This is a genomic window from Sulfurimonas sp., from assembly GCF_028714975.1.
Classification (GTDB): domain Bacteria; phylum Campylobacterota; class Campylobacteria; order Campylobacterales; family Sulfurimonadaceae; genus Sulfurimonas.
Map to the genome: position 1 here is coordinate 38,994 of NZ_JAQTLH010000002.1, position 23,964 is coordinate 62,957.

At 34.6% G+C, this 23,964-nt stretch carries 25 protein-coding genes and 1 tRNA gene; 7 read left to right on the forward strand and 19 right to left on the reverse strand.

The genetic code is table 11. The features are described 5' to 3' along the window. Positions 1 to 55 precede the first annotated feature (55 nt). The 3 genes from PHQ93_RS02065 (at position 56) to PHQ93_RS02075 (ending at position 1,537) form a co-directional block, all read left to right on the forward strand. A tRNA-Ile gene (locus PHQ93_RS02065) sits at positions 56 to 132 on the forward strand. A 183-nt stretch (positions 133 to 315) separates the two neighbouring features. Further along, positions 316 to 657, forward strand: a complete 342-nt coding sequence (locus PHQ93_RS02070) for a c-type cytochrome (RefSeq protein WP_299940230.1) — start codon at positions 316 to 318, stop codon at positions 655 to 657. A gap of 169 nt (positions 658 to 826) precedes the next feature. Beyond that, entirely contained in the window at positions 827 to 1,537 is a 711-nt protein-coding gene (locus tag PHQ93_RS02075) for a YebC/PmpR family DNA-binding transcriptional regulator (protein WP_299940232.1), read from the forward strand. A gap of 102 nt (positions 1,538 to 1,639) precedes the next feature. Here PHQ93_RS02075 and PHQ93_RS02080 read toward each other — a convergent pair whose 3' ends face one another. The 18 genes from PHQ93_RS02080 to PHQ93_RS02165 form a co-directional block, all read right to left on the reverse strand. Continuing rightward, positions 1,640 to 2,887 carry a type II secretion system F family protein gene (locus PHQ93_RS02080; protein WP_299940234.1) on the reverse strand — a complete coding sequence of 416 codons (1,248 nt, stop codon included), beginning with the start codon at positions 2,885 to 2,887 and terminating at the stop codon, positions 1,640 to 1,642. Next, positions 2,887 to 4,620: a GspE/PulE family protein gene (locus PHQ93_RS02085; protein ID WP_299940237.1), complete on the reverse strand. Its 1,734-nt coding sequence runs from the start codon at positions 4,618 to 4,620 to the stop codon at positions 2,887 to 2,889. Before PHQ93_RS02085 ends, PHQ93_RS02080 begins: the two co-directional genes overlap by 1 nt. Positions 4,621 to 4,628: 8 nt before the next feature. After that, positions 4,629 to 5,171, reverse strand: a complete 543-nt coding sequence (locus tag PHQ93_RS02090) for a hypothetical protein (protein ID WP_299940239.1) — start codon at positions 5,169 to 5,171, stop codon at positions 4,629 to 4,631. After that, positions 5,168 to 6,118 (reverse strand): CDC27 family protein, encoded by a 951-nt coding sequence (locus PHQ93_RS02095; RefSeq protein WP_299940244.1) that lies wholly within the window; start codon positions 6,116 to 6,118, stop codon positions 5,168 to 5,170. The genes PHQ93_RS02090 and PHQ93_RS02095 overlap by 4 nt, the downstream gene beginning before the upstream one ends. Next, positions 6,111 to 6,926 (reverse strand): ATP-binding protein, encoded by an 816-nt coding sequence (locus PHQ93_RS02100; RefSeq protein ID WP_299940249.1) that lies wholly within the window; start codon positions 6,924 to 6,926, stop codon positions 6,111 to 6,113. Before PHQ93_RS02100 ends, PHQ93_RS02095 begins: the two co-directional genes overlap by 8 nt. Beyond that, on the reverse strand, positions 6,923 to 8,512 hold the full coding sequence (gene mshL / locus PHQ93_RS02105) for a pilus (MSHA type) biogenesis protein MshL (protein ID WP_299940252.1): 1,590 nt from the start codon (positions 8,510 to 8,512) through the stop codon (positions 6,923 to 6,925). Before mshL ends, PHQ93_RS02100 begins: the two co-directional genes overlap by 4 nt. A 9-nt stretch (positions 8,513 to 8,521) precedes the next feature. Next, a complete protein-coding gene (locus PHQ93_RS02110; protein WP_299940255.1) occupies positions 8,522 to 8,998 on the reverse strand; it encodes a hypothetical protein in 477 nt (158 codons plus the stop codon). Further along, positions 8,995 to 9,636: a type 4a pilus biogenesis protein PilO gene (pilO, locus tag PHQ93_RS02115; RefSeq protein WP_299940257.1), complete on the reverse strand. Its 642-nt coding sequence runs from the start codon at positions 9,634 to 9,636 to the stop codon at positions 8,995 to 8,997. Before pilO ends, PHQ93_RS02110 begins: the two co-directional genes overlap by 4 nt. After that, entirely contained in the window at positions 9,633 to 11,180 is a 1,548-nt protein-coding gene (locus PHQ93_RS02120) for a hypothetical protein (RefSeq protein WP_299940259.1), read from the reverse strand. The genes pilO and PHQ93_RS02120 overlap by 4 nt, the downstream gene beginning before the upstream one ends. A gap of 11 nt (positions 11,181 to 11,191) precedes the next feature. Next, positions 11,192 to 12,496, reverse strand: coding sequence for a M99 family carboxypeptidase catalytic domain-containing protein (locus PHQ93_RS02125; RefSeq protein ID WP_299940262.1), 1,305 nt, complete (start codon positions 12,494 to 12,496; stop codon positions 11,192 to 11,194). Positions 12,497 to 12,508: 12 nt separating this feature from the next. Next, positions 12,509 to 13,477 (reverse strand): L,D-transpeptidase family protein, encoded by a 969-nt coding sequence (locus tag PHQ93_RS02130; RefSeq protein WP_299940264.1) that lies wholly within the window; start codon positions 13,475 to 13,477, stop codon positions 12,509 to 12,511. Beyond that, complete coding sequence (gene era / locus PHQ93_RS02135; RefSeq protein WP_299940266.1) at positions 13,474 to 14,352, reverse strand: GTPase Era; 879 nt, start codon at positions 14,350 to 14,352, stop codon at positions 13,474 to 13,476. The genes PHQ93_RS02130 and era overlap by 4 nt, the downstream gene beginning before the upstream one ends. Before the next feature lie 9 nt (positions 14,353 to 14,361). Next, positions 14,362 to 15,690: an HslU--HslV peptidase ATPase subunit gene (gene hslU / locus PHQ93_RS02140; protein WP_299940269.1), complete on the reverse strand. Its 1,329-nt coding sequence runs from the start codon at positions 15,688 to 15,690 to the stop codon at positions 14,362 to 14,364. Continuing rightward, positions 15,687 to 16,232, reverse strand: coding sequence for an ATP-dependent protease subunit HslV (gene hslV / locus PHQ93_RS02145; RefSeq protein ID WP_299940272.1), 546 nt, complete (start codon positions 16,230 to 16,232; stop codon positions 15,687 to 15,689). Before hslV ends, hslU begins: the two co-directional genes overlap by 4 nt. Further along, positions 16,232 to 16,678, reverse strand: coding sequence for a 50S ribosomal protein L9 (gene rplI, locus PHQ93_RS02150; protein WP_299940274.1), 447 nt, complete (start codon positions 16,676 to 16,678; stop codon positions 16,232 to 16,234). The genes hslV and rplI overlap by 1 nt, the downstream gene beginning before the upstream one ends. Before the next feature lie 10 nt (positions 16,679 to 16,688). Continuing rightward, on the reverse strand, positions 16,689 to 17,426 hold the full coding sequence (locus PHQ93_RS02155; RefSeq protein ID WP_299940276.1) for a ferredoxin-thioredoxin reductase catalytic domain-containing protein: 738 nt from the start codon (positions 17,424 to 17,426) through the stop codon (positions 16,689 to 16,691). A gap of 22 nt (positions 17,427 to 17,448) precedes the next feature. Beyond that, complete coding sequence (locus PHQ93_RS02160) at positions 17,449 to 18,684, reverse strand: argininosuccinate synthase (RefSeq protein ID WP_299940820.1); 1,236 nt, start codon at positions 18,682 to 18,684, stop codon at positions 17,449 to 17,451. Between the two features lie 120 nt (positions 18,685 to 18,804). Then, complete coding sequence (locus tag PHQ93_RS02165) at positions 18,805 to 19,179, reverse strand: flagellar protein FlaG (RefSeq protein WP_299940278.1); 375 nt, start codon at positions 19,177 to 19,179, stop codon at positions 18,805 to 18,807. 113 nt (positions 19,180 to 19,292) lie between these two features. Here PHQ93_RS02165 and PHQ93_RS02170 point away from each other — a divergent pair, with 113 nt between their 5' ends. From PHQ93_RS02170 to PHQ93_RS02185, 4 genes are all read left to right on the forward strand, one after another. Then, entirely contained in the window at positions 19,293 to 20,501 is a 1,209-nt protein-coding gene (locus tag PHQ93_RS02170) for an MFS transporter (RefSeq protein ID WP_299940281.1), read from the forward strand. Between the two features lie 192 nt (positions 20,502 to 20,693). Further along, positions 20,694 to 21,533, forward strand: a complete 840-nt coding sequence (locus tag PHQ93_RS02175; protein ID WP_299940283.1) for a DUF808 domain-containing protein — start codon at positions 20,694 to 20,696, stop codon at positions 21,531 to 21,533. Further along, positions 21,530 to 21,802 (forward strand): hypothetical protein, encoded by a 273-nt coding sequence (locus PHQ93_RS02180; protein ID WP_299940285.1) that lies wholly within the window; start codon positions 21,530 to 21,532, stop codon positions 21,800 to 21,802. Before PHQ93_RS02175 ends, PHQ93_RS02180 begins: the two co-directional genes overlap by 4 nt. Further along, a complete protein-coding gene (locus PHQ93_RS02185) occupies positions 21,802 to 23,115 on the forward strand; it encodes an MATE family efflux transporter (protein WP_367278363.1) in 1,314 nt (437 codons plus the stop codon). The genes PHQ93_RS02180 and PHQ93_RS02185 overlap by 1 nt, the downstream gene beginning before the upstream one ends. Positions 23,116 to 23,243: 128 nt before the next feature. Here the strand turns inward: PHQ93_RS02185 and PHQ93_RS02190 are convergent, their stop codons facing one another. Beyond that, positions 23,244 to 23,963, reverse strand: coding sequence for an ABC transporter ATP-binding protein (locus PHQ93_RS02190; protein WP_299940288.1), 720 nt, complete (start codon positions 23,961 to 23,963; stop codon positions 23,244 to 23,246). Position 23,964: the final 1 nt, after the last annotated feature.

The following is a 23,964-nucleotide window of genomic DNA, read 5'->3' on the forward strand; positions in this document are numbered from 1 at the left end:
GAAATATCAGAAAAATATAAGGTGAGCTAAAGTATAATTCCGACCTGCAAACAGTGGGTTCTTAGCTCAGTTGGTTAGAGCCCCCCGCTCATAACGGGGTGGTCGAGTGTTCGAGTCACTCAGAACCCACCACTTACAAACTTCCTAAAATACGAACTTTCAAAGACTTCGCCAATTCTAATATCAAGTGCAATTTTCACCTAAAATTAACTAGCTAACTTTTTACTCATTTCACTGAAAAATACTTCATATGGAGTTTTATATCCAAGCACTTTTCTAGGTCTATGGTTAAGTCTATTCTGAATCATAAATTTAGTGTATAATGCAATTTACACATATCATAAAAAAGAGGGTATTGCTATGAAAAAATTAATTTTGCTAACAGCTTTTCCAATTTTAATCTTTGCATCATCTGCACAAGATATTGTTTCAAAAGTCTGTTCTGAATGTCACGGTTCAAAAATGAATGAAAGTTGTATGGGCGTATCTAAACTTCCAAATAGTTTATCGCAGCCGGAAATATTAGCTGCTTTAAAAGGTTATAAAGAAGGAAAAAGAAGCGAGTATAGTATGGGTAGTACAATGACTGAAAAAGTGTCAAATTTTAGCGATAGCGAACTTGAAGAATTATCAAAATATATACCGACTTTAAAATAAACTTGAATTTTAGTAAATAATTTACTAAATGTATTAAAAAACAGTTCTTAATTCTAAAACTTAGTTGTATTTAAATTTTCCGTATATTCTAATATGTTATTATACATTTTTAATTTTTTGAACGAGTGAAAATACATAAGAATGTATAAAAAGATGTAAAGGAGAATGGATGGGTAGAGCGTTTGAATATAGAAAAGCATCAAAATTAAAAAGATGGGGGGCAATGTCGACATTGTTTCCTAAATTGGGAAAAATAATTACTATGGCAGCAAAAGAGGGTGGGACGGACCCCGATATGAATGCCAAACTCCGTACGGCAATTCTTAATGCAAAAGCTGAAAATATGCCAAAAGACAATATTGAAGCGGCTATCAAAAGAGCAACTTCTAAAGATACGGCAAGTATGTTAGAGGTGAATTTTGAAGGAAAAGCTCCGCATGGAGTTCAAATTTTTATAGAGTGTATGACTGATAACAATACAAGAACCGTCGCAAATGTAAAAAATATACTTACTAAACATGGCGGAGAGATGCTTACAAAAGGTTCGTTAGAGTTTATGTTTGACAGAAAAGCGCTTTTTGAATTTCCGTTAAAGAGTGGTATGAATTTAGAAGAACTTGAATTGGAACTTATCGATGCAGGACTAGAAGAGATAGAATCTGAAGACGGTGTTGTTATGGTAACGGCGGATTTTACAAGTTTTGGTACGATTAACAGTGCTTTAGAAAATATGGGAATCGAAATTACAAAAGCTAACTTAGAAAGAATGCCAAATTCTCCTATTTCAATTACAGAACAGCAGCAAGCAGATATAGATAAGATTTTAAATAAGCTTGAAGATGATGAGGATGTTCAAAAAGTATTTACCAATATAGCATAACGGCAAACATATTTTTTAAACATACTAACTGATGTTACGTACTTTTAGTGCGTAAGGTCAAATACTAATAAACATAAGAAAGATAGAGTAAGTTTTACTCTACTACTTTCTTCCGTGAACTGCATTTCCCATATCCCACATAGGCAAGAAAATACCAAGAGCAAGTAAAAGAACCATAGAAGCAAGAATAAGCAACATAATAGGTTCAATCGCCTCTGCGAGCCCCTCAATAATTGCATCAAATCTCATTTTGTAGTACTCGGCAACTTTGCCTACCATGGTATCTAGTGTACCGCTATCCTCACCTGCACTAATCATTTGAATAATCATATTTTCAAATAGCCCCGTCTCTTGTAAGCCCTCATGTAAAGATGAACCTTTTTCAACAGCCATTCTTACAGAAGAGAGTCTCATTTTTAGGGGAAGACTATCTATCATCGAGATTGAAGTATCAAGTGCCTCTGCAATCGGAATTCCTGCTTTAATAAGCTCAGAAAATACAAGTGTAAAACGACTAAGTGTAGCAAACATAATAATATTTTTAATAAGATATGTTTTTAATAAAACTTGATGCCATCCATATCTAATGTCTTTATAGTTATTTATCAGATACTTAAAGATTGAAAATGATATAACTAAAACAGCGAGTACATACAATCCGTAATTATTAAATAGATGCTCTAATTTTAATAAAATTTGTGTTGGCAATGGCAGCTCAGCATGAAGTTCTTCAAAAATTGTCTTAAATTGAGGAACAACATAAGATATTAGAACAGTAAAAGCAATAGCCATAGCTATCATAACATTTCTCGGATATGCCATTGCTTTTTTAAACTTAACAACATTTGCACGAATTTCTTCAAGCATATCGGCAAGAGAGTAGAGCGCATCATCCAAATTACCGGTTTTTTCACCGAGTTGCACCATTGCAATTGCTAAATTGCCTAATTCAAAACGGAAATTTTCCATAGATTTTGAGAGGGAGTGTCCAGAGTTAATATCTTCTGCCAGTTTGCCAAAAACTAGTTTTAAATTTTCATCAGTAGTAGATTTTGCAATTTCGTTTAGCGAATCATAAATTGAAATACCGGCATTCGTCATAACGGCTAGCTGTCTAATAGAAGCTATAAGAGCATCCGGTTTTATCTTTCTTTTTTTAACATTGCTAAGCAAATCTACTTTAAATCTCCTCCACCTTGCCTCTAGCGGTTCTTCTCCCTCCGCAATTTTAATTATTATTCCCGAATGTTTTAGTTTCATAAGCTCATTGGCTTGTTTTCTATCATCGGCATATATCCCAACTTCTTCTTTTTTACCTTTAGAAAGTATAGTTGCTATAAAGTATTTCATTATTTTGCCACCCTTAAAATTTCTTCTAAACTTGTAATGCCGGCAAGAGCTTTGCTGATACCGTTTTCAAAGATTCCTACAAATCCATCTTCAATCGCCTGAGCATGTAGAGCTTGAACCGATGCATTTTTTGCAATTAGAGATGATATTTTTTCATTTACAACTAAAACTTCACAAATCATCTCTCTGCCCATATATCCGGTCTCATTACACTCTTTGCATCCTTTCCCAATATAAAATTTACTATCCTGAGGAACTAAATGTTTTAGCTCTTCAAGTGAAGAAATAGAAATTTTTTCCTCCGTTTTGCAATGTAAGCAAATCTTTCTAACAAGTCTTTGAGCTTGTATAGCAACTAAAGAACCGCTAATAAGATATGGAGCGACCCCCATATCTACCATACGAGTAACGGCGCTAATTGAGTCGTTTGTATGTAGCGTCGATATTACTAAGTGACCAGTTAGTGCGGCCTTTACTGCTATTTCCAGCGTTTCTGAATCACGAATTTCACCGATCATTATTTTATCAGGATCTTGTCTTAAAATAGATCTAAGTGCAGCAGCAAAAGTTAATCCGACTTTCGGATTTACTTGTACTTGTTGAATAAGATTCATTCTATATTCTACAGGATCTTCAACCGTAATAACCTTGTCTTCAACATTTCTAAGTTCATTTAAAGCACCGTAGAGCGTTGTTGTTTTACCGCTTCCAGTAGGACCGGTAACTAGTATGATACCGTAAGGAGTTTTAAGCGCCTTTAAAAATTTTTGATAACTCACGCTATCCATTCCAGCATCTTCAAGTTTAACAAGCGCTTTTTGTTTATCAAGCACCCTCATAACGACAGATTCGCCGTATAAGATCGGAAGCGTAGATATACGAAAATCAAACTCTTTAGAACCGACCAATGTCGAAAAACGCCCATCTTGAGGCTTTCTTTTCTCGGCGATATCAAGATTTGCAAGAAGTTTAAGCCTAGAAGCAAGCGGGGGATAAATATCTTTTTCAAAGATGAATATCTCAATAAGTTTTCCGTCAATACGAGTTCGAACAACACAATTTTTCTCTGTCGGTTCGATGTGAACATCGCTAGCACGGGCTTTAATGCAGGCATTTAAAATAACATCAATTAAAAGCAGGATAGAAGAAGCTTCTTGTTGTTCTTCTATTGAATTGATAGAGTTTAGCTCATCTCTGATTTTTTTTACTAAACCTTTTACGCTATCTTTTAGTTCTACTTTAAATAGATATGATTCAATCTGTTTTTTTGTTGCTACTGCTATTTTTATCGGTTTTTTTGGAAAAAGCCTTTGTACGGACTCTTGGGCTTCAATGTTTAGCGGATCGCAAAAAGCTACGGTAATACTTAACTCATCTTCAGATATTGGCAGGGCATTATATTTTTTTAGTTGAACAAGCGATACTTTTTCCGTAAGTCTATAGTCCATATCTATCGAATCTAAGTCAAGGAATGGAACATTTTGTTTTTGAGCTAATTTTAAGAGTACATCTTTTTCTTGGATATAGTCATAATTATTAATTATAGATAAATCATATTCACCGCTTTGTATTTTATCGACAATGAAGCGCACAAGTCTGTCCATTGTCATAAATCCGGATATGGTTATATCTCTTAGAATTAGATTTGTATCAAGACCTTTAGCAATTAATCTATCAACTTGACTCTTCATTATAGAGCCGTTTGCTAGTAAATCCGATGTTATCCTATCCATAATGTTTCCTACCAGTAAACATGTTTTTTAATGCTTACCGAATTATAAAATTCTTCGATAATCATTTTATCAATTTTATCATCTTTTATAAGATAAAGTTTATATTTTAGTTTATTATCGTTTTTATCTTCAAAAATATAGAAATCTTTTCGCTCCCCTTTTTTAAGCTTAGAATAGAGATCAAAAACTTTTGATAAAACATAATCCGTAGTCGGAAAATTTAAGGAGGATATATCATAATTATCCATTAGGGCGTGATATAGAAGTTTTTTTTGCATAAGTATAATAGAAAAATATGAAGCATTTGAGCGTGCTTCTTGTGAAAATTTCAACGTCGTAATCGGTACGGATAAACGATCTATGTGATCAACATTTAAACAGGAGAATGCATATAAAGATACATACTCTTCATCCTTTGAATAAGCAATAAAATTTTTAAAACCAAGTTCGCAGACATTTTCATACTCTTTTTTTTGGTAAAAATCAAGCATCTCCTGCTTTATATCTGCATATAAACTGATTGCAATTAGCGCTGCTAATAATATTTTCATTTAAATTTTCCTAATTGAATCTCATCAAGTAACTGTTTTGCTTGCGAAGATTGTGAATGACTGATATACTTTTTAAGAGTTTCTACTGCCATATCTTTTTTGTTCATTTTTACAAGTGATTTTGAAAATATAATCCAACTCTCTTCCATATTATTATTTATTTCATTTGTTGTTAAAGCATAATTGTAAGCTTTTTCGTATTCACCTAATTGATAATATCTTTTAGCGACAAAAAGGCTCAAGGCAGGGTTGTGATTGACATTAAATCTTTTTATAACGTCTTTAATATCATCTTCATCATTATTTTTTCTTTTTATATCAATACTATTTTTATTATCCGCTTTTGATACGGGTTCTAAACGTTCTTCTACTATTGTTGGCGGTGCAGGTACTACTACTTCTCGCTTATTTTGCGGCTGCACGGAAGTTTTTTTTACCTCTTGCACTACAACAGGTACTACTTCTTCTTGTTTTTTCTGAGCTTCTTGAATACTTTTTTTTACCTCTTTAGGTGGAGGTGTTTGTGACTTTATATTATTTATAAAATTCAGTGATGGAGAAAGTACAACTTTTTCTTCTGCTTTTTCTTCCGTTGGCGTAGTTTTGATATCTTCTTTAACAGCAGGTTCCTGCTTTGCTACTGTTTGTTGAGGTGTTGCAATATTCTTAGCAGCAGAATCTTGAGACGCTGCTAAAACATCATCTTTTTTAGCCATATCATTTTGAGGTGTTGGCTTTTCGATTTGTGGTACGGATTTTACAGTGCTTTCTTGTGTAATCAGTTGCTGTTGCGGCTGATGTTCAATTTTAGAATCAAAATCGTATAAAACAAAAAAAGCGATAGAAGCTGTAACAACTAGTGTACTTGCAGATATAGCAATATATGGTATTAATAACTTCTGTTTGTATTTTTTATGCCTAGTCTCTAAATCATAAATATCAAGCATTGATTAATCCTGTGTGAATTGCGGACATCTCTATAATTGTAGTTGAAATTTCGCTTCCTTTTATTTTGATTGGATTGTTTTCTTCGTAGTGCATATATATATCAAATAGTGAATACAGCAACTTGTTTGTGTTTCTGTAGTTCCCGTTTGTCAGTTTATGAATTAGATTTACTGATTTTTGAGTAAACATATTTGCGGTATCCAAGCAGTTTGCCTTCATCAGTTTTTTTTGAATATATATTTTTAGCTCTGAAGTTGAAGCATTGTCTAGTTTTATGCTTTCCCAAATTCTAGTTTGAAAATGTTCTTTTGCAATCAAGTCTTCTTTTTCTGTTTTATGAAGAGCAATTACAAATTTCACCTTTCTCGTATCTGAAAGGAGTCTAATCTTTTCCATCATTGTGGTAGAGTAGAGTTGTGCTTCATCCAAAAGTATAAGTGGAGTTGCCATCTCACCAAGTTCCGTATTTTCTACTACTTTCATAAATTGCGTAAAATTCAACTCACTATCGTATTTCATATTGTATAAATCTTGAGCGAGTGTTTTGAAAAATTCACTTTCGTCCAATATGGGTGTTTTATATAAATAAGCTTTTTGGGTAGATATAAGAGTCTGGTGCAATTTTGATAAAAACATGCTCTTACCCGTACCCGGCTTACCGTACAAGAGTATCATCTTTAGCGGCTTTTCAATCGAATTTTTCAAAGATTGATAGATGCTAGATACTCTTTCAAGCTGTATGTAATCATTAGCGTTTACGGTATCTAAAAAAACATCCCTTGAGTTTTCATAGATACTCGGTTTCAATTTTCCTCTTTTTTGCTATCTGTAGTAATCATAATCGCATCTTTAGCATTAAGCATAACTTTTTCAGAAAGACCTTGATAACCTAAATCTGATAAAGATAGGTCTTTTTTGTCTTTTCTAATAATGTGCGGTTCTATTACAATAACAAGCTCTTGAGTAATTTTTTGTTTATTCTCATATTTAAACAGATAGTTTAAAATAGGGATATCACCTAAAATAGGAACTTTATTTTTGTTTATATTATTACTTGTGTTAATTAATCCGCCTAAAATAATACGGTTTCCGTCTTTTACGGTTACAACAGACGATAGTTGGCGACGGCGAAGGTCAGGCGGCATAGTTCTATCTGCAGCTGCAACACTAGAAACATCTGATGTCGTTTCAGACAAAGAAGGGTTTATTTTTAGCGTAATGGTATTATCACCTGAAATTTCAGGAGTAATATCTAAAAGAACACCGGCAAAAACCGACTGAAGATCTTCACTTGTACTTTGCGTTCCGCTTGTTCCGGTTGCCAAAGTTTGTGTACTTATTATTTTATAAAAGTACTCCGTACCGGCAGTAATAAGCGCCGGTTGATTGTTTAATGTCAAAACTTTTGGATTTGAGATTGAAGTTACATCTCCTTGAGTTTTAAGAAATTTTATAACTTCGTTTAATTTCCCGCTAGCGCTCAGCTTTATAAGGTGAGAGTTTTCAGCAGCTCCGCCGCCCGCGATTGCCGTCGTAATCTTATCATCTTTAAATTCTGATACATTTTTATGAAACAGCTTATCAATACTCATATCTATATCTTGAAGTTTATATAGCTGAGACCAATCAACACCGGTAGTTTTACCGTCACTAAGAGTTACAGAGAGCAGTTGAACATCTATTAAAACTTGAAGTTGTACTTTGTCTTGAAGTTTTTTAAGATATTGTTCAAATCTCTCCATCTGTTTAACTGTTGCCGTAACAGTGATAATACCGGCATTTTTATTTATTATCGGAGCTTGTGCTTTGTATACATCTTGCGGTCTGTTTAAAACTTCTTGAAATTCCAAATCTAGCTGATGCCAAAATGCTACTTCATCTTTGCTGTCTATTTTCATGCCTGATTTACCTGCGGCTCCTCCGCCAAGCTCTTGAGAAGCAGTTGTAGTCGTTGTCGTTCCTGTTGTAGAAGTTGTTTTACCGGCTCCTTCTGAGGAGAGTGTTATGTTTGTCTTGGATTCACTTTTTCTTTGCGAAAGAATATAGTCAACATTAAACATTCTAGTTTCAAGATATGAGATTTTTAAAATGTTGTTTTCAAGAGTGTATGCAAGATTATTCTCTTTTAAGATAAGGTGAAAAACTTCATCTACAGTTAAGTTGTTTAGATTTGTTTTATTCAAATTACTGTTTAAGAACTCTTGAGCATCCGGATCGGTAACGATAATACTAAATTGACACACATCACTAAGTTGTTCTATGAAATCTATTATTTTAGTGTTTTTCGTTGAGCTAATGCTAAATAGTTCATAAGAACAATCGGCCGCAAAAGTATTGCTTGAAAGTAGAAACGCTAAAAGCGTTGAGTACATTGTTGTTTTTATAAGTTTCATGAATCTGCCCTACTTATTTTTGAATTTTAGAGTTGGTGTTTTACTATATGTTGATAAGATAAGCTCTTTATCACCTTTTTTTAGAGTTACGGTAGTTTTACTAATGTCAACTATCGTGTAACTGCTAACTTTATCACTTATTTTATACCAATTGCCGTCAATCATAGCCGAAGAATTAATGATTGTATTTAAGCTTAACTCATCTTTTTTGGTACCGCTTTTATCAGACTTGGAGGTATTGGAGTCGACACAAACCGGTTTTAAAGCGGGAGCTGCAATTTGCGGTGTAGCAGCAACCGCTCCCTCTTTTTTGTCGGCTCTACTCTTTTGCAAGAAAATAAAAGGATCCTCAATATTTAAAATCTCCACGCCTTTTCTCGGCGGTTTAATTGCTTCTATTTGTTGATCAACCCACTCCAGCTCACTAACAGCCAAGAGAGTAGTGCTTAGAAAAAGTGCAACCAGCGTTATTAATGTTGTTTTCATCGGTAAGTAATCCCCCAAACTGAAATGTTAATATCACTGTTTAGCGCATTTTGTGCTTTTATACTAAAGTCATGTATATCAACAACTAATTCACTCTGTTCCAGAGAGTTTATAAACTTAACGGTATCTAAATAATTACCTTTGACTTCAAGAGAAATATCTAAAACATGACCAAAAGCAGAGCTGTTATTCTCCGAATAGCTATTTGCAAAGTTAATTATATGAATATCGTGTTTTTTTGCATTTATGGATATAGAGTTAAGATATGCTCCCCATGCTTTTTCATCATAGATAAGTGAAGATATCGTTTCTATTTTGTTCTTTATATAGCTGTTTTTATTTTTTTGAACTACCAATTCAGCCTCAAAAGCCTTAATCTCTTGATCTAGTTTAGCCACTTTTGCTTCAGTGTTTACATTTAAGTAAATTTTATCTTCATTTATCTTTGCAGTAATATCGGTAACTTTTTTTCTTGCGTCGTTAAACTCGTTAAGAGACAAGTTATAAAACGGATAAGCTGCAGCAAAGAGAACTGCAGCCACCATGACATATATCATATAAATATCTTTTTGAGATTTTTCCTTAAAAAAATTATCGATTTTATGTAAGGTATTTTCTATCATCAGTTTGAAATTCATAATAGATTCACTTTCAACTCACCAAGGTATAGTTTCGTTTTCTCTTCATATGATATATCATCTATAGAGAAATGAAACTTTCCTTCATAAGTTTTTGTAAGATATTTAATCATATCTGTGATTTTTTTATCATCAGATGATGCCAATTTTAGACTCAACTCTTTCTTTGTACCACTTTTATTTGTCTTTTCTGCATATAAAGCTGATTCCAACTTTACATTGAATTTATTTAAATCTTTTGTAAGCATATGTATAAGATCTGCTTTCATCGGATAGTTAACTTTAACATCATGAATTTTTATAAGTGTATTTTTCTTTTCAACATACTCTTGTTCTTCATGTGCTACTAATTTTGAAACTCTATCTTTGTCTGCTTCTTTGCTTTTTAAGGTAGCTTCTCTTACTATTTTAGTGTTATGAAGAGTTCCATACTCATCTTCGAGAAGCTTGTATTGCAGTGATTGAGCATATGTAAGTGTCCAATAAGAAACCGGGTATGCAAAAGCAAGCACAAGTGAAGCAACGGCAAGTAAGATGGCACGACCGCTCTCTCTCTTCGCAAATTCAGGTGGACGGTGATAAGTCGTAAAGTTACAATCATAACCGTCTTTTTCTAAAATAGTAGCATAGACGTGCATAAGAGAATGAAGATGATCGATATGATTCTCTTTGTTTTCAAATCCGTAATCAAAATCGAAACTTCTGCTTCTGATGCTTAGCTCTACTTCCGCCATTTCATCTAGTTTAGTTGTGGTATGAAGTTGAGAATCTATAAATATACAATCTATCTTATCTATATTTAAAGCTCTTTTTACATATGTCAAAATATCATTGATATTTGCAAATATCTCTTTGTAGAGCTTGATTATGTGTGTTTTATAGTTGCTATCGGTAGTTTTTAAATCTTCGCGCGATAGAAAATTGATAAAATCTTCATATTCGACCATCTCACCGTATATTTCACAAAATCTCTCATGCATTTGCGGGAATGAATAATTTATAGACTTAGTATATATGAAGTTTTTTTCATTATAAATAGTAATAAAAGTGTCATTTTCCTGAAAATAGATGAAACAGTGAACACCGCTTTCTACTAAAATCTCTTTTGCGTAAAGTGATTTAAAAAGTAACGGCGAAGGTATGATGTAATCAATATATTTAACTTTTTCAATTGCATTTTTAAAAGTATCATCAACCGTTAAAGGATCAATTATAAATATATGAAAATTTCTGTTGTCTTCATCGAATTTATTGAAAGTTTCAACAAATTGCATCTGATACATTATGGCCTGATCAAGTCCAAGTTCTTCATATGCTTTATTGTAAATAGCATCATATAAATCATCTTCTGGAATATTTTTACTTATAGCAATATAGCTATTTATAAAACTTTTTGTATTCAGATAAGAGATTACATACTGCTCTTTAGAGTAGATTGGGGATGTTGTTTCATTTAAAAAATTTGAAACCGCATTTACATATGTGTTCTTGTATGGATTGATAGAAAGCACACTGGAGAAAGAGTGTTGTTCTTTTTTACTCATTTTTCATAATCCTATCTAAAATGAATTTTGGACATAAAACAAAATTCATCATTTTTGTAAAACTCAACCCTGTAAACTTTGTCGTGAGTATCAATTGCGTATCTTTTGTCGAAATCTTTAAGCTTTAAGCTTATACCGCTTTCGTCAATAGAATCTTTTGCTTTAAACCCAATTACATTTACACGATAACCATCTCGCTTAACAATATTAAAATCGTCATTTACAACAATATCTGAAGTTTTATTTAAAGAAACTTTATTTCCGTCAATAATAACATCAAATTTGTTTTGACTTTCACACAACTCTACCAATTCAAAGTATTGCGGAGTAAGTGAAGTGATTTTTTGGTTACCTACGTAAACAACAAAATTTTCACCCTCTTTAACAACGCTTCCCAGCGGATTAGAGAACTTAAATATATTACCCTTTGATTTTATCGGAATAAAGCTTAAAGATTTTTTTATATCAGTTAAATCGATAGATATATTGTCATTAATGGTTAAATTACCGTAATTTTTTAGTAATGCATCTATATTTTCTTCGGTTAAATCAAATTTTCTTGAAAAAGATATATTCATTATATTCATAAATTCTTCAATTGCCAAAAGATGATAAAATACTTTTTGAGATAAGGAGGGCAGATTTTTACTGCTCTCTATTGCAAAAGCCGGTTTATTGTTAGTAACGGCAAAATATGTAAGCGAGAGTTGCATCGCTTCATCATCAAATTTAGTATTAGTATTTTTTACATCGAAAGTATGATGCTCTTTGATTAGTTTTTTATTTATTCCATCTTTAACATTAAGAGCAATTTTGCTTAAATCACCAAACGGTTGGCTTTTGTTTAAGTCACATTGATCAATTACACATGTTTGACCCCAAGCATTTGCATTAAAAATACTTCCTTTATCTGTTTTTCTATAAAATCCGTTTCCGTCATGCAGATTTAAAACTAAAGATACATTTTTTTGGAGAATTATTTTTTTGACCTCTTGGATAACCTCTTTATCTTTATCCTTATCCTCAATAATAGAGAATTTTCTATTCATATCTCCATGAATACCTCTGGCATTTTTTTGGATACTCTCTTGATTTAGGTTCGGTACTATCCAGACATTTTTTGAATTTATCTTATAATGAGTTGCCAAAATTGAAGCGGAAAAGTACCCACCCGGTTCATCTCCGTGGATACCTCCAATAACAAGAAGTGTCGTATTTGAGTCACTGTTTTGTTTTTTAATTAATTGAACATCTGCATACAAAGAGATAAAAGAGATGCTCACTATAAAAAAAATTTTTATTAAAATCCGGTTCACAAAAAATACTTTTTATTTTTCTGTAAGAATACGAATCTTGTTACTTTTATCAAGTTCTACGATAAGTGTTTTATCGCCTTCAAATTTAAAGGTATCAGATTTATAAAACTCTTTAAAGTTAATTTGATAAATATTTGAAGTGTTAGGGTAGGGGAAAATATTTATATTATTAAAAACGATACTTTTTCTCTCATTCTTTTGAAAGATTCTAGCTTTATAGCTCTTAAAATCTTTGAAGTTCATCCCGTCATCTTTTACAAATTCATTTGAATAGAAGCTGAGATATCCGTTGATATCATCATATATCCAGTTATATCTCCATGCATATAGTTGTGCCAGTATAGTTGCTAATGCCTTTTTTGATACATCCTGCTTTACTTTTGTATCATTTATAATAAGTATAGTTTTTGAAATATCAATATTTCTATCCAAGCACTCGATACTTGAGTTATTAATCGCTATGCATCCTCTTGTAAAATCATCTCTTGATTGATTGGTTGGAAGTCCGTGGATCCATATACCATCGCCGTCTCTGCCTCTGTAAGAGTCATAAAGATTTGGATAAGATGTTACAAATGCCAAGGGACCGTAAAACGAATCTAGCTTAGTATTTTTAGAGAGTTTTTTAGTTATTTGATAAATTCCGATTGGAGTTTTTAAATCTCCCTCTTTTATTTTATCGCCTTTGTGTTTTCCGGTAAAAGCATCGTATGCTTTTTTATGTTTAAAGTCCTTATTTTTATCAAGCGAGTAGAGATCAAGCTTTGATTTTGACTTATCGCATGTAAGAATATTTGAATATGCTTCAATATAACCAAAAGTCGTATCTTTATTTTTTAAGATATCGTTCCAATACTCCTCTTTTGCCAACTCTTTGTCCATCTGCTTTTCAATATCTGCAATCCCGTTAATCCTATAGTTTGTGAGAATATTATCTGCAAAAATATTTGTTAAAATAAGTAGTAGTAGTATATATTTCATGAAGTGTAACCTATCTCTTGTAAATATGATTTATCTTTGCTCCATCCTTTTTTTACAACAACTTGTAAATCAAGATAGACTTTTTTACTGCTTAGAGCTTCTATCTTCTCTCTGGAGTATTTCCCTATTCTTTTAATCGCTTCGCCGCCGCGACCGATGATAATACCTTTTTGGGAATCTTTTTCTACAATGATAGTTGCTATAATTTTATCTATATTTTTCTCTTCATATATTTTATCAATAATAACATCAGATTCGTAAGGTATCTCATCACTTACATTTTGAAATATGCCTTCTCTTATAAATCCGGCATATATATCACGAACAAGTTCACTTGTTAAATCCTCGGGATCATAAAGAAACGGGGACTCTGGTAAAAGTTTTGATATCGTCTCGAGCAGATCTTTATGACCGACTTTTTTAGGTACCGCCATTGGAATAAGTGCTTCAAAGCCGTCTGAAAATTGATTGTACTGCGCTATTTTTTTAAAAAGTTTTTCTTGCGATACCTGATCTATTTTACTTAAAACTATTATGTGTTTAATTTTTGAACCGTTTAGTTTTAAAAATTTTTCATAGTTTTCAACGCTATCCGTAACGGGAGCCAAATAAACTATCAAATCACAATCACCCATAGCTTTAAGCGCTTCATCAAGCATAAATTGATTTAAAACTTTTTCTCTCTCATGCAATCCCGGAGTGTCGACAAAAATAATTTGAGTATTATCATGCATCACTATTGCATTTGATCTTTTTCTTGTTGCATTGGCTTTTTGGCTTACCATTGCGATATTTTCACCTAAGAGTGAATTCATAAGTGTACTTTTTCCTGCATTTGGACGGCCTATCAATGATACGAAGCCTGCTTTAGTCATATTTTTTTCCTATAAGATATATCTTGAGAGGTCATTGTTCTCAACAACAACATCAAGTTTTTCATGTACTAGCTCTGCGGTGACGACAAACTCTCTGTCCTTGTACTCATCCGCATTAAAACTTACATCTTCTAAAACTTTTTCAATTACGGTATGAAGTCTTCTGGCACCTATATCTTCCGTAATTTCATTTGCTCTATGAGTTAATTTTGCAATTGCTTTGATTGCTTCATCTTCAAATATCAGCTTCATTCCCTCTGTGCTTAAAAGGGCTTCATATTGATTTAGCAAAGAATTTTTTGTTTGAGTAAGTATTTTATATAGTGTATCTTCCGTTAAAGATTCAAGTTCAACTCTTAGCGGAAATCTGCCTTGAAGTTCGGGAATCAAATCGCTTGGTTTACATAAGTGAAATGCGCCTGCTGCAATAAAGAGAATATGGTCAGTATTTATAACGCCGTATTTTGTACTCACGCTGCTGCCCTCAACGATAGGAAGCAAGTCGCGCTGCACTCCCTCTTTGCTTGGGTCGTTTCTACCTTGAGATTTTTCGCTTATAGCGATTTTATCAATCTCGTCGAGAAAAATTATTCCGCCGTTCTCGGCTCGTCTTAATGCTTCGGCATGGATGTTTGTAGAGTCAAGAAGTTTTGCGCCGGCTTCAGTTCTTAAGATGGATTTTGCATCCCTCACCGTTACATCTTTTTTGTTATCCTCTTTGCTCATTTGAGAAAATACTTTAGAGAAAGATTCCTGAACTTTTGCCATTTCGGGAGGAAGATTTGTGTCGTTAAACTCTACATGTATCTTTTGTACTTCAAGCTGTATGATTTTATCGTCCATCTCACCTGAGAGAACTCTATCTTCCATCGCTTTTAAAAGTCTTTGATAATCATCTTTTTTAGATTCACTTGCACTCTCAGGAAGAGGCGGGAGAAGTTTTTCAACTATTTTGTTTAAGACATAGTTTTCTATTTTTTCTCTATTTTCTTCCTCTTTTTCAGCCTTGACTATAGTAATGGAAGCAACGACTAAATCTCTAATCATAGATTCGACATCACGACCGACAAAACCGACTTCAGTGTATTTGCTTGCTTCAACTTTGATAAAAGGAACTTTCATCATTTTTGCAAGTCTTCTTGAAATCTCTGTTTTACCGACGCCCGTTGAGCCTATCATAAGTATGTTTTTTGGTGTTATGTCGTTTTGAAGTTCTTGACTTAACTGCATTCTTCTGTATCTTGTTCTAAGAGCAAGAGCAATGGTCTTTTTGGCATTGTGTTGTGAAATAACATATTTGTCTAAGTACTCAACAATCTCTTTTGGCGTTAAATTCACTTACTGTCTCCATCTAATGTAAGAGTTTTGATGTTATGGTTGGTATATATACATAAATCGGCCGCTATGTGTAAACTCTCTTTTACAAGTTCTACTTCATCCAAAGAGGCATGTTTTTTTAGAGCGCGTGCCGCTGATATAGCAAAATTCCCGCCACTTCCTATTGAAGCAATTTCTCCGTCCTCGGGTTCAACCACATCGCCGTTTCCGGTAAGTATGAAAATATGCTCATTGTTTAAAACAATCATCATAGCTTCAAGACGGCGAAGCACTTTGTCTTTTCTCCAAGCTTTGGAAAATTCAACAACAGATTTTAAAATATCGCCTTTTTTTGCTACTAAAAAATCTTCAAACATATCAAAAAGGTTAAATGCATCTGCCGTACTTCCGGCAAAGCCGGCTAAAATTTTGCCGTTATAAAGCGTTCGAATCTTTGTGGCATTTCCTTTTAAAACGCTATTTCCAAAAGTGACTTGCCCGTCACCGCCGATTACAGCCTTATTTTTGCCTTTGTATGCGAGTATAGTAGTAGCGTCAAACATTATTCGCCTACAACATCCACATGTAAAACGGCATGAATTCCGTGACCTAGTTTTAGGTCTAGTTTATGTTCACCGACGCTCTTGATAGAGAGTTTGTCCGTAATATGCTTTTTGTCAATTTCAGTGTTATATTGCTCTAGCAGTGCATGAGCAACTTCATCTTTTGTTATCGAGCCGAATAAATGACCGTTTTGACCGAGTTTTTTTCTTATCAAGATTTTAGCTTTATCGAGTTTTGTTGCCAACTCTTTTAGAGATGCTATCTCTTTAGCCAAGTTCTCTGCCGCGATTCTCTCTTCTTCTTTATGCTGTGCTAAAATCTCAGTCGTTGCATGTTTAGCGAAACCTTTTGCAATGAGGAAATTTTGACCGTAACCATCTTTTACCTCTTTAACTTCGCCTGCTTTACCTAATGTTTTTACATCTTTAATTAATAATACTTTCATAAATATTTCCTTATCTTTCTATTTTTCCGCCATAGGAGACTATACCGTAAGATAAATTTCCGATTTTTGCATACCCCATATCTCGAAGGATTCTAGCACAGTGTGCACTGCGGCTTCCGACATGGCAATAAACAATTATATTTTCATCTTTTTTAAGTTTTGCATCCTCAAGTGCTGCAAAAAAACTGCTTGTCGGAACAAGTTTATCGGCACCTTTGATGTGACCCATCTGCCACTCCATATGCTCGCGGACATCTACAAGTTTAAAGTTGACCATACCTAGTTCTCTTGCTTCAAGAAGAGAGATCAGCTCATCGCTGTCTAGTTCTTTTTGATTTAGCAATATTTGTGCCTCATCTTTTGTTAAACCGCGAGAATGTGTATGAACTACCTCCTCGATGCCCATTTGCGCTTTTTTATTTGCTGCATACTCAGGAGTACAGTAAATCCCGCAATGACACACTCCCTCCTCGGGAATCTCTTTTTCGATTGCCGGTTTACATGGGCAGATTCTATCGTCAACGCTTTTTGGTTTGTTGTCTACAACTTCAACCATAAAACATGGGCAAAATCGTTTACCGTACATCATCTTGTTTCTGGCAAGACCCATCTGTACGCCTTCGTTTACCTCTGCTTGAGGATTATAAACCCAGCCAAACTGCTTATTTACTTTGTCTGTAAACTCTACTGTTTTTTGCATCTCCGCCTGAAACTCAGGCGAGTTGATATCTATCTTGATAATGCTCATGATACCTTCCTTTTAAGCGTTACTATTTTCTAGCTTTTCCCGCAATGATAAATCTTAGAGCATTGAGTTTGATGAAACCTTGAGCATCTTTTTGGTTATAGACTTCATCTTTTTCAAATGTACAGTATTCAGGATTGAAGAGTGTTTTTTTAGACTCTCTTCCGACTACGCTAACATTTCCTTTGTAGAGTTTAAGTCTAACACTGCCCTCTACATGCTCTTGTGTTTTATCTATTGCCGCTTGAAGCATCTCTCTCTCAGGGCTAAACCAGTATCCTTGATAGATGAGTTTTGCATATTTTGGCATAATCTCGTCTTTTGCATGTGCCGCTTCACGATCTAGTGTGATAGACTCAATCGCACGATGAGCTTTAATCATAATCGTTCCGCCCGGAGTTTCATAACATCCGCGGCTTTTCATACCGACATATCTGTTTTCAACGATATCGGCTCTTCCGATGCCGTGCTTGTTGCCGTATGTGTTGAGCGTTTCAAGAATTGTTGCGGGACTCATTGCTTCACCGTTTATAGCAATCGGGTCGCCGTTTTTGTACTCTATGGTGATGTATTCTGGAGCATCGGGAGCATTTTCTGGTGAAGTTGTCCAAAGCCACATAGACTCTTCAGGCTCTGCATTTGGATTTTCTAAATGAAGCCCTTCGTAAGAGATATGAAGAAGATTTGCATCCATAGAATATGGAGAAACTTTCGGGTTGCCGTTTTCGTCCATATGTTTTTGAGAGATTTCAATGCCATGCTCTTTTGCGTATTCTAGAAGCGACTCTCTTGAGTTTAAATCCCACTCTCTCCAAGGAGCTATTACAGTGATATCCGGATTGAGTGCTAAATATCCGAGTTCAAATCTTACTTGATCGTTTCCTTTGCCTGTTGCTCCGTGACTTACCGCATCTGCACCGACTTTTTTTGCTATTTCTATCTGTTTTTTTGCGATAAGCGGTCTTGCTATCGAAGTTCCAAGGAGGTACTCGCCCTCATAAATAGCGTTTGCGCGAAACATAGGAAATACATAATCTCTAACAAACTCTTCTTTGATATCTAAAATAAAAATATTTTCAGGTTTAATTCCCATTGCCAAAGCTTTTACTCTTGCAGGTTCTACCTCTTCGCCTTGCCCAAGATCGGCAGTAAAAGTTACAACTTCTGCATTATAAACATCTTGTAGCCATTTTAATATAATACTTGTATCAAGTCCGCCTGAATATGCTAAAACTACTTTTTTAACTTCTCTTTTCATAATAAAAATCCTCTTAAGCAAAATAATTGCGGCGATTCTACTATAAAATAGATTAAAAAGCGGTTAGTGAGATGATTTGACGGAGACTAAAAAGATTAAAAAATAGATTCAAAGGGTATTTAATTACCCTTTAGAATCAAATAGAATTCCCGTTACTTCTTGCATTTTTGGTAAGAAGTCGGCAGCTTGTTCTGCAGGAAATCTTCTTATCATTTTACTTGTCTCAGACTCTATAACTGAAACATAAAAAATATCCTGCTGATCTACGCCAAATTTTATATTTGTACTCATAGGAGCCAATGCCTTGTTTAGCTGTTCCACTAAATCTTGAACTTGCTCTTTAGAATCTATTTTAACTGAACCGCTTGTATTCTCTTTTTGCATCTCTTTAACCAAATCAACCTGCTTTGGCTGCTGAACCTGACTTTGAGCCTGCTCCGCTTGCGCTGATCTCATTTGAGTTTGTTGTTGCTTTGCAACATTTGCTATGCCATCCATGACTAACTCCTTTTGTAAAGAATATTATAATTAAACACCAAATCGACATAAGAAAAAATAACTTTAATAAAAAAGTAAATTTTTTACATTATTTTTATGATAACCTTGCATTTATGAATGAATATATAAATTTAATAAAATCAGAGCCTGTTTTTAGACGATTATCTGCCGTGCAGCTCATTGCGTATTTCGGTGCATGGTTTAGCAATATAGCTATCTATACGCTCCTTTTAGAGATGAAAGTTAGTGCTGAAGTGGTGGCATTTACTGCGATGCTTCATTTTCTCTCAGGCATCATCCAAGCACCTTTTTCAGGTTCTATCATAGACAACATGAAACCGAAAAAACTTATGCTGATTTTAATCACATTTGAGATATTTGCAACACTTTTTCTTATTTTTGTAAATGATATTTCCGATTTATGGCTTTTATATACTCTTATATTTATAAAAATGGCGGCTGCTAGTTTTTACTTTACGACCGAGATGTCGCTTTTGCCAAAACTTCTTAGCGGAGAGAAACTACAAAAAGCAAATGAGCTTCACTCGATAATATGGTCATTTTCATATACTTTAGGGATGGCACTTAGCGGATTTGTTGTTTTTTGGTTTGGAATAAAGGCCGCATTTATCCTTGATGCATCTATGTTTGTTATAGGTTTTTGGCTGCTTTATAGTTTAGATATAAAAGTGGATTTTATCAAAAGCCAAGAGAGTTTATTTCAGATGATGGGTGATACATTTAAGTATCTTAAAAAAACTCCGCATGCTATTCATTTGATGTTGATGCATGCTTTTGTGGGTCTTACGGCATTTGATGCTCTGGTTGCTTTAATGGTAGACAGATATTACGCTTCAATCATCGCAACATCGCTTGCACTTGGGCTTTTGCATGCTTCAAGGGCTGTTGGATTGGTTATCGGACCTATAATTATCGGCAAGTTTATTAATAACAAAAGATTGGTATATATTTTTATCTCTCAGGCATTAGCTATCTGGTTATGGGCTGTTTTGATGAGAGATTTTTATTTGTCGATATTTGCAAGTGTCATTGTGGGGCTTTTTACGACAACGCTCTGGTCATATACATATACGCTTCTTCAAAAAAATATTGATGCAAAATACTACGGCAGAATAGTGGCATATAACGATATGCTGTTTTTAAGCTCGGCTGCGTTTGTATCTTTTATGATTGGTTTTTTTGCTACCAATAATTACTCATTAGAGTTTATAACATTTTTGATAGGTTTAGGATTTGTTGTCGGCGGAGTCTATTTTCGTTGGATAATAAAAACGCAAACTATTCAAGATATAAAAAGCTGAGGTTGCTAGGAAAATATAGATTGCTTCGTCGTAAACTCCTCGCAATGACGGTTATTGTGGTGCGGCAATTTAATTATTAATGCAAAACCGCAAGAAGTCTTCTGCCTCGAAAGAGGCAAGCTTTAGTGCCACAGCGGCTAGCGTAGTTAAATGGGCTTTGCTCATTTAGCGTGTAAAAATAAGGAGAGATAAATGGCAGCAGGGATTTTTTTACTTTTAGACGATATCGCGATGTTAGCGGATGATGTTGCGGTTGCGAGTAAAGTTGCTACTCAAAAAACTGCAGCTATTTTAGGAGATGATTTAGCCGTAAATGCACAGAAAGCTACGGGATTTGACCAATCACGAGAGTTGGCGGTTATTTGGGCTATAACAAAAGGTTCACTAAAAAACAAGGCTATCATCTTGCCCATAGCATTTGTTTTAACGGCAATAGCTCCTAGTTTAATTACATTAATTCTTATCTTGGGTGCTCTGTTTCTTCTTTATGAGGGAGTTGAAAAGATAGAAGAGTATCTTTTTTATAAAAAGCATGAAGAGAAAAATGAAGAGTTGCTTCATTCAACTAAAGATACTATTTTAGAGATAGAAGAACAGAAGATAAAGTCAGCGATATTAACAGACTTTATACTCTCTATTGAGATAGTGGTTATCGCACTTTCTTCCGTTGCAACTCAACCTTTTACGGTTCAAGCTTCATCTACCGTAATCGTTTCACTAATAGCTACTTTTGGCGTTTACGGTTTTGTTGCTATGATTGTAAGGATGGATAATGTTGGTTTTTATTTGATAGAAAAAGGGCATGAAAAAAGCGGTAGTTTTCTCATAGATGCCATGCCGAAATTGATAAAAACTTTGGCATTAGTCGGAACATTTGCTATGATTTTAGTAGGCGGCGGCATACTTGCTCACAAAGTAGAGTTTTTTCATTATTACTTTATAGAGAGTGTTCCTGCAATTGTTAATGAACTGCTTATCGGTTTAGTCATGGGAGCTGTTGTATTGTTAGTTGTAAAGGTGGTTAAAAGATGATTTATAATTCGACGATAGGCGATATTGACCTAAGTAAAGTGGTTCGCCTCTATCCGGCTGCGGTTGTAGAGGTAGATGGAGATGTTGTTCAGATGAGTTTGGAGTGGGCAGATATGAATGCTCAAAGAGTAATGATAACGGCTTTTGTTTTAGTTTTTGATTTTACACAGCCCAGTGAGAAAGTGCGAGATAAAAAAGAGATCTATTTTAAGACGAAAGATGAGCTGTTTAAGGCGATGCAAGAGGTAGCACAATTTTTTCAAAACTAATTTCAAACGATACACGCAAAGTATTTTCTATTGCAATTCCCTCTGCACTTAAACATTTAGTAGACATTCTTCAGATACTAATCGATATGTTAATGGTCGGGACGGTGAGTATCTCGGCTCTTGCCGCAGTGGGTATGAGTATGCAGTTTATGATGATAATCAATGTGCTGATGACACTCTATGTTGTGGGCGGAAATGCTCTTATATCGAGATTTATCGGGCAGGGGAGGAAAAAAAGAGCTTCTGCGCTTTTGTATTCGCTTGGGATTTTTGCCGCTGTTTTATCGGTTTTTGTCACAATCGGCGGCTACTTTGGAAGCGAATATATCTACACTATGATGGGTGCACAGGCTGATGTTGTAGAGCAGGGTTCACTTTATTTTAAGATAATTTCACTCGGAATCGTAGTTATATTTATAGATACGCTTCTCTATAACGCACTCTCTGCCGCAGGAGATACAAAAAATTCACTCTATATCAAACTCGTATCATCGGCAATCAACGCTTTTTTAAATTATCTCTTTATTTTTGGTCACTTTGGTTTTGATGCTATGGGTATAGAAGGTGCAGCGTATGCGACGGTCATATCTTACTGTTTTAATGTCGTGGCGTACTATATACTTCTAAAAAAACCGCACTCTAAGCTAAATATTATCCCCATAATCAGAATCAAGGATTTGGTAAGAGCTTGGCATGTAGGGTGGAGTGCGGCACTTGATAGAGGAGTCTCAAGTGTTTCATTTCTCTTTTTTGTAGCAATAATAGCCGCATACGGAACAGCCGAACTTGCCGGCTATCAAGTGGGGCTTCGCATAGAGGGCATCGCTTTTATGCCCGGTTTTGGTTTTGCGATAGCCGCAACGGCGCTTGTGGGGCAGAGTTTGGGTGCAAAAGATAAAGAGAGAGCTTACAATATGGGCGTAATAAGCGGGCGAATCGCTTATATATTTATGGGAAGCGTGGGATTTGTTCTTATCCTTTTTCCTGAGTTTTTGGTAGGTTTTTTTACCAAAGATAAAGCGACGATTGCAGTTGCTTCATACTATCTTATACTTGTTGGACTCTCTCAAATACCGCTGGCAATAATGTTTGTCTATTCTGGTGCATTAAGAGGAGCAGGGGCTACAAAAACCACGCTTAAAGTCAATATTGTTTCATTATGGATTTTTAGAGTTATCCCATCTTACATAGCTTATAAAATGGGATATGGGATTATCGCTATTTTTGTCATAATGAACATAGAGACGCTTATAAAAGGTCTTATCTATGTTTACATCTATAAAAAAAGAGTTTGGTTAGATACTAAGGTTTAGTTTAATTTTTTGGACACATATAGATTGCTTCATCGCAAGCTCTTCGCAATGACGGTTATCGCAAGCTCTTTGCAGTGACGGTCATTGCGAGCCTATGAAAGAGGCGTGGCAATCTAATCTTAATTCAATTATATAATCTCATTTTGCTCTTCATCCAACTTATGAAAAACAATGCCCCTATTTTCTATCTTCATAATTTTGTCAAAATATGGAAGGATTCTATCGTCGTGCGTAACGGTGATGATGGCGACATTTTGCTCTATTGCGATTTTTTTAAGCATTTTTATAACGCTTATTGATCTCTGTGCATCAAGTGCGGCTGTCGGCTCATCCGCCAAGATAATCTCCGGATTGTTAGCTAATGCTCTTGCGATGGCAACCCTTTGGTTTTGTCCGCCTGAGAGCTGCGATGACATACTGTAGGCTTTGTCCGAAATTTCAAGATACTCTAAAAGCTCCATCGCTTTTTGTTTTGCCGCTTTTTCGCTTACTCCGTTTGTTTGCGGAAGAAGCGTTATATTTTCCATGATATTTAAAAAAGGTATAAGATAGTGAGATTGAAAGATAAAACCTATCTTTTCTCTACGGATACGGCGAGTGTCTTTTGCCGTCCATTTGTTATCGTAAACTTTCTCTTCGCCTAACCAGATCTCTCCGCTTGTAGGCTCTTGTACACATCCTATCATCATTAAAAGAGTAGTTTTACCCGCACCGCTTGGAGCGATAAGGGCTACAAGTTCGCCTTTTTTTATCTCAAATGAGGCATTTTCAATTACTTTTACGAGACTTTCATTTTTTCCAAAATTTTTAACCAGATTTTGAACTCTTATTGCACTCTCTTTACTCATC

Coding starts and splice junctions, on each gene's coding strand:
- PHQ93_RS02075 (WP_299940232.1), top strand. CDS start 827: ATGGGTAGAGCGTTTGAATATAGAAAAGCATCAAAATTAAAAAGATGG.
- PHQ93_RS02080 (WP_299940234.1), bottom strand. CDS start 2,887: ATGAAATACTTTATAGCAACTATACTTTCTAAAGGTAAAAAAGAAGAA.
- PHQ93_RS02085 (WP_299940237.1), bottom strand. CDS start 4,620: ATGGATAGGATAACATCGGATTTACTAGCAAACGGCTCTATAATGAAG.
- PHQ93_RS02090 (WP_299940239.1), bottom strand. CDS start 5,171: ATGAAAATATTATTAGCAGCGCTAATTGCAATCAGTTTATATGCAGAT.
- PHQ93_RS02095 (WP_299940244.1), bottom strand. CDS start 6,118: ATGCTTGATATTTATGATTTAGAGACTAGGCATAAAAAATACAAACAG.
- mshL (WP_299940252.1), bottom strand. CDS start 8,512: ATGAAACTTATAAAAACAACAATGTACTCAACGCTTTTAGCGTTTCTA.
- PHQ93_RS02110 (WP_299940255.1), bottom strand. CDS start 8,998: ATGAAAACAACATTAATAACGCTGGTTGCACTTTTTCTAAGCACTACT.
- pilO (WP_299940257.1), bottom strand. CDS start 9,636: ATGAATTTCAAACTGATGATAGAAAATACCTTACATAAAATCGATAAT.
- PHQ93_RS02120 (WP_299940259.1), bottom strand. CDS start 11,180: ATGAGTAAAAAAGAACAACACTCTTTCTCCAGTGTGCTTTCTATCAAT.
- PHQ93_RS02130 (WP_299940264.1), bottom strand. CDS start 13,477: ATGAAATATATACTACTACTACTTATTTTAACAAATATTTTTGCAGAT.
- era (WP_299940266.1), bottom strand. CDS start 14,352: ATGACTAAAGCAGGCTTCGTATCATTGATAGGCCGTCCAAATGCAGGA.
- hslV (WP_299940272.1), bottom strand. CDS start 16,232: ATGTTTGACGCTACTACTATACTCGCATACAAAGGCAAAAATAAGGCT.
- rplI (WP_299940274.1), bottom strand. CDS start 16,678: ATGAAAGTATTATTAATTAAAGATGTAAAAACATTAGGTAAAGCAGGC.
- PHQ93_RS02155 (WP_299940276.1), bottom strand. CDS start 17,426: ATGAGCATTATCAAGATAGATATCAACTCGCCTGAGTTTCAGGCGGAG.
- PHQ93_RS02165 (WP_299940278.1), bottom strand. CDS start 19,179: ATGGATGGCATAGCAAATGTTGCAAAGCAACAACAAACTCAAATGAGA.
- PHQ93_RS02170 (WP_299940281.1), top strand. CDS start 19,293: ATGAATGAATATATAAATTTAATAAAATCAGAGCCTGTTTTTAGACGA.
- PHQ93_RS02175 (WP_299940283.1), top strand. CDS start 20,694: ATGGCAGCAGGGATTTTTTTACTTTTAGACGATATCGCGATGTTAGCG.
- PHQ93_RS02180 (WP_299940285.1), top strand. CDS start 21,530: ATGATTTATAATTCGACGATAGGCGATATTGACCTAAGTAAAGTGGTT.
- PHQ93_RS02190 (WP_299940288.1), bottom strand. CDS start 23,963: ATGAGTAAAGAGAGTGCAATAAGAGTTCAAAATCTGGTTAAAAATTTT.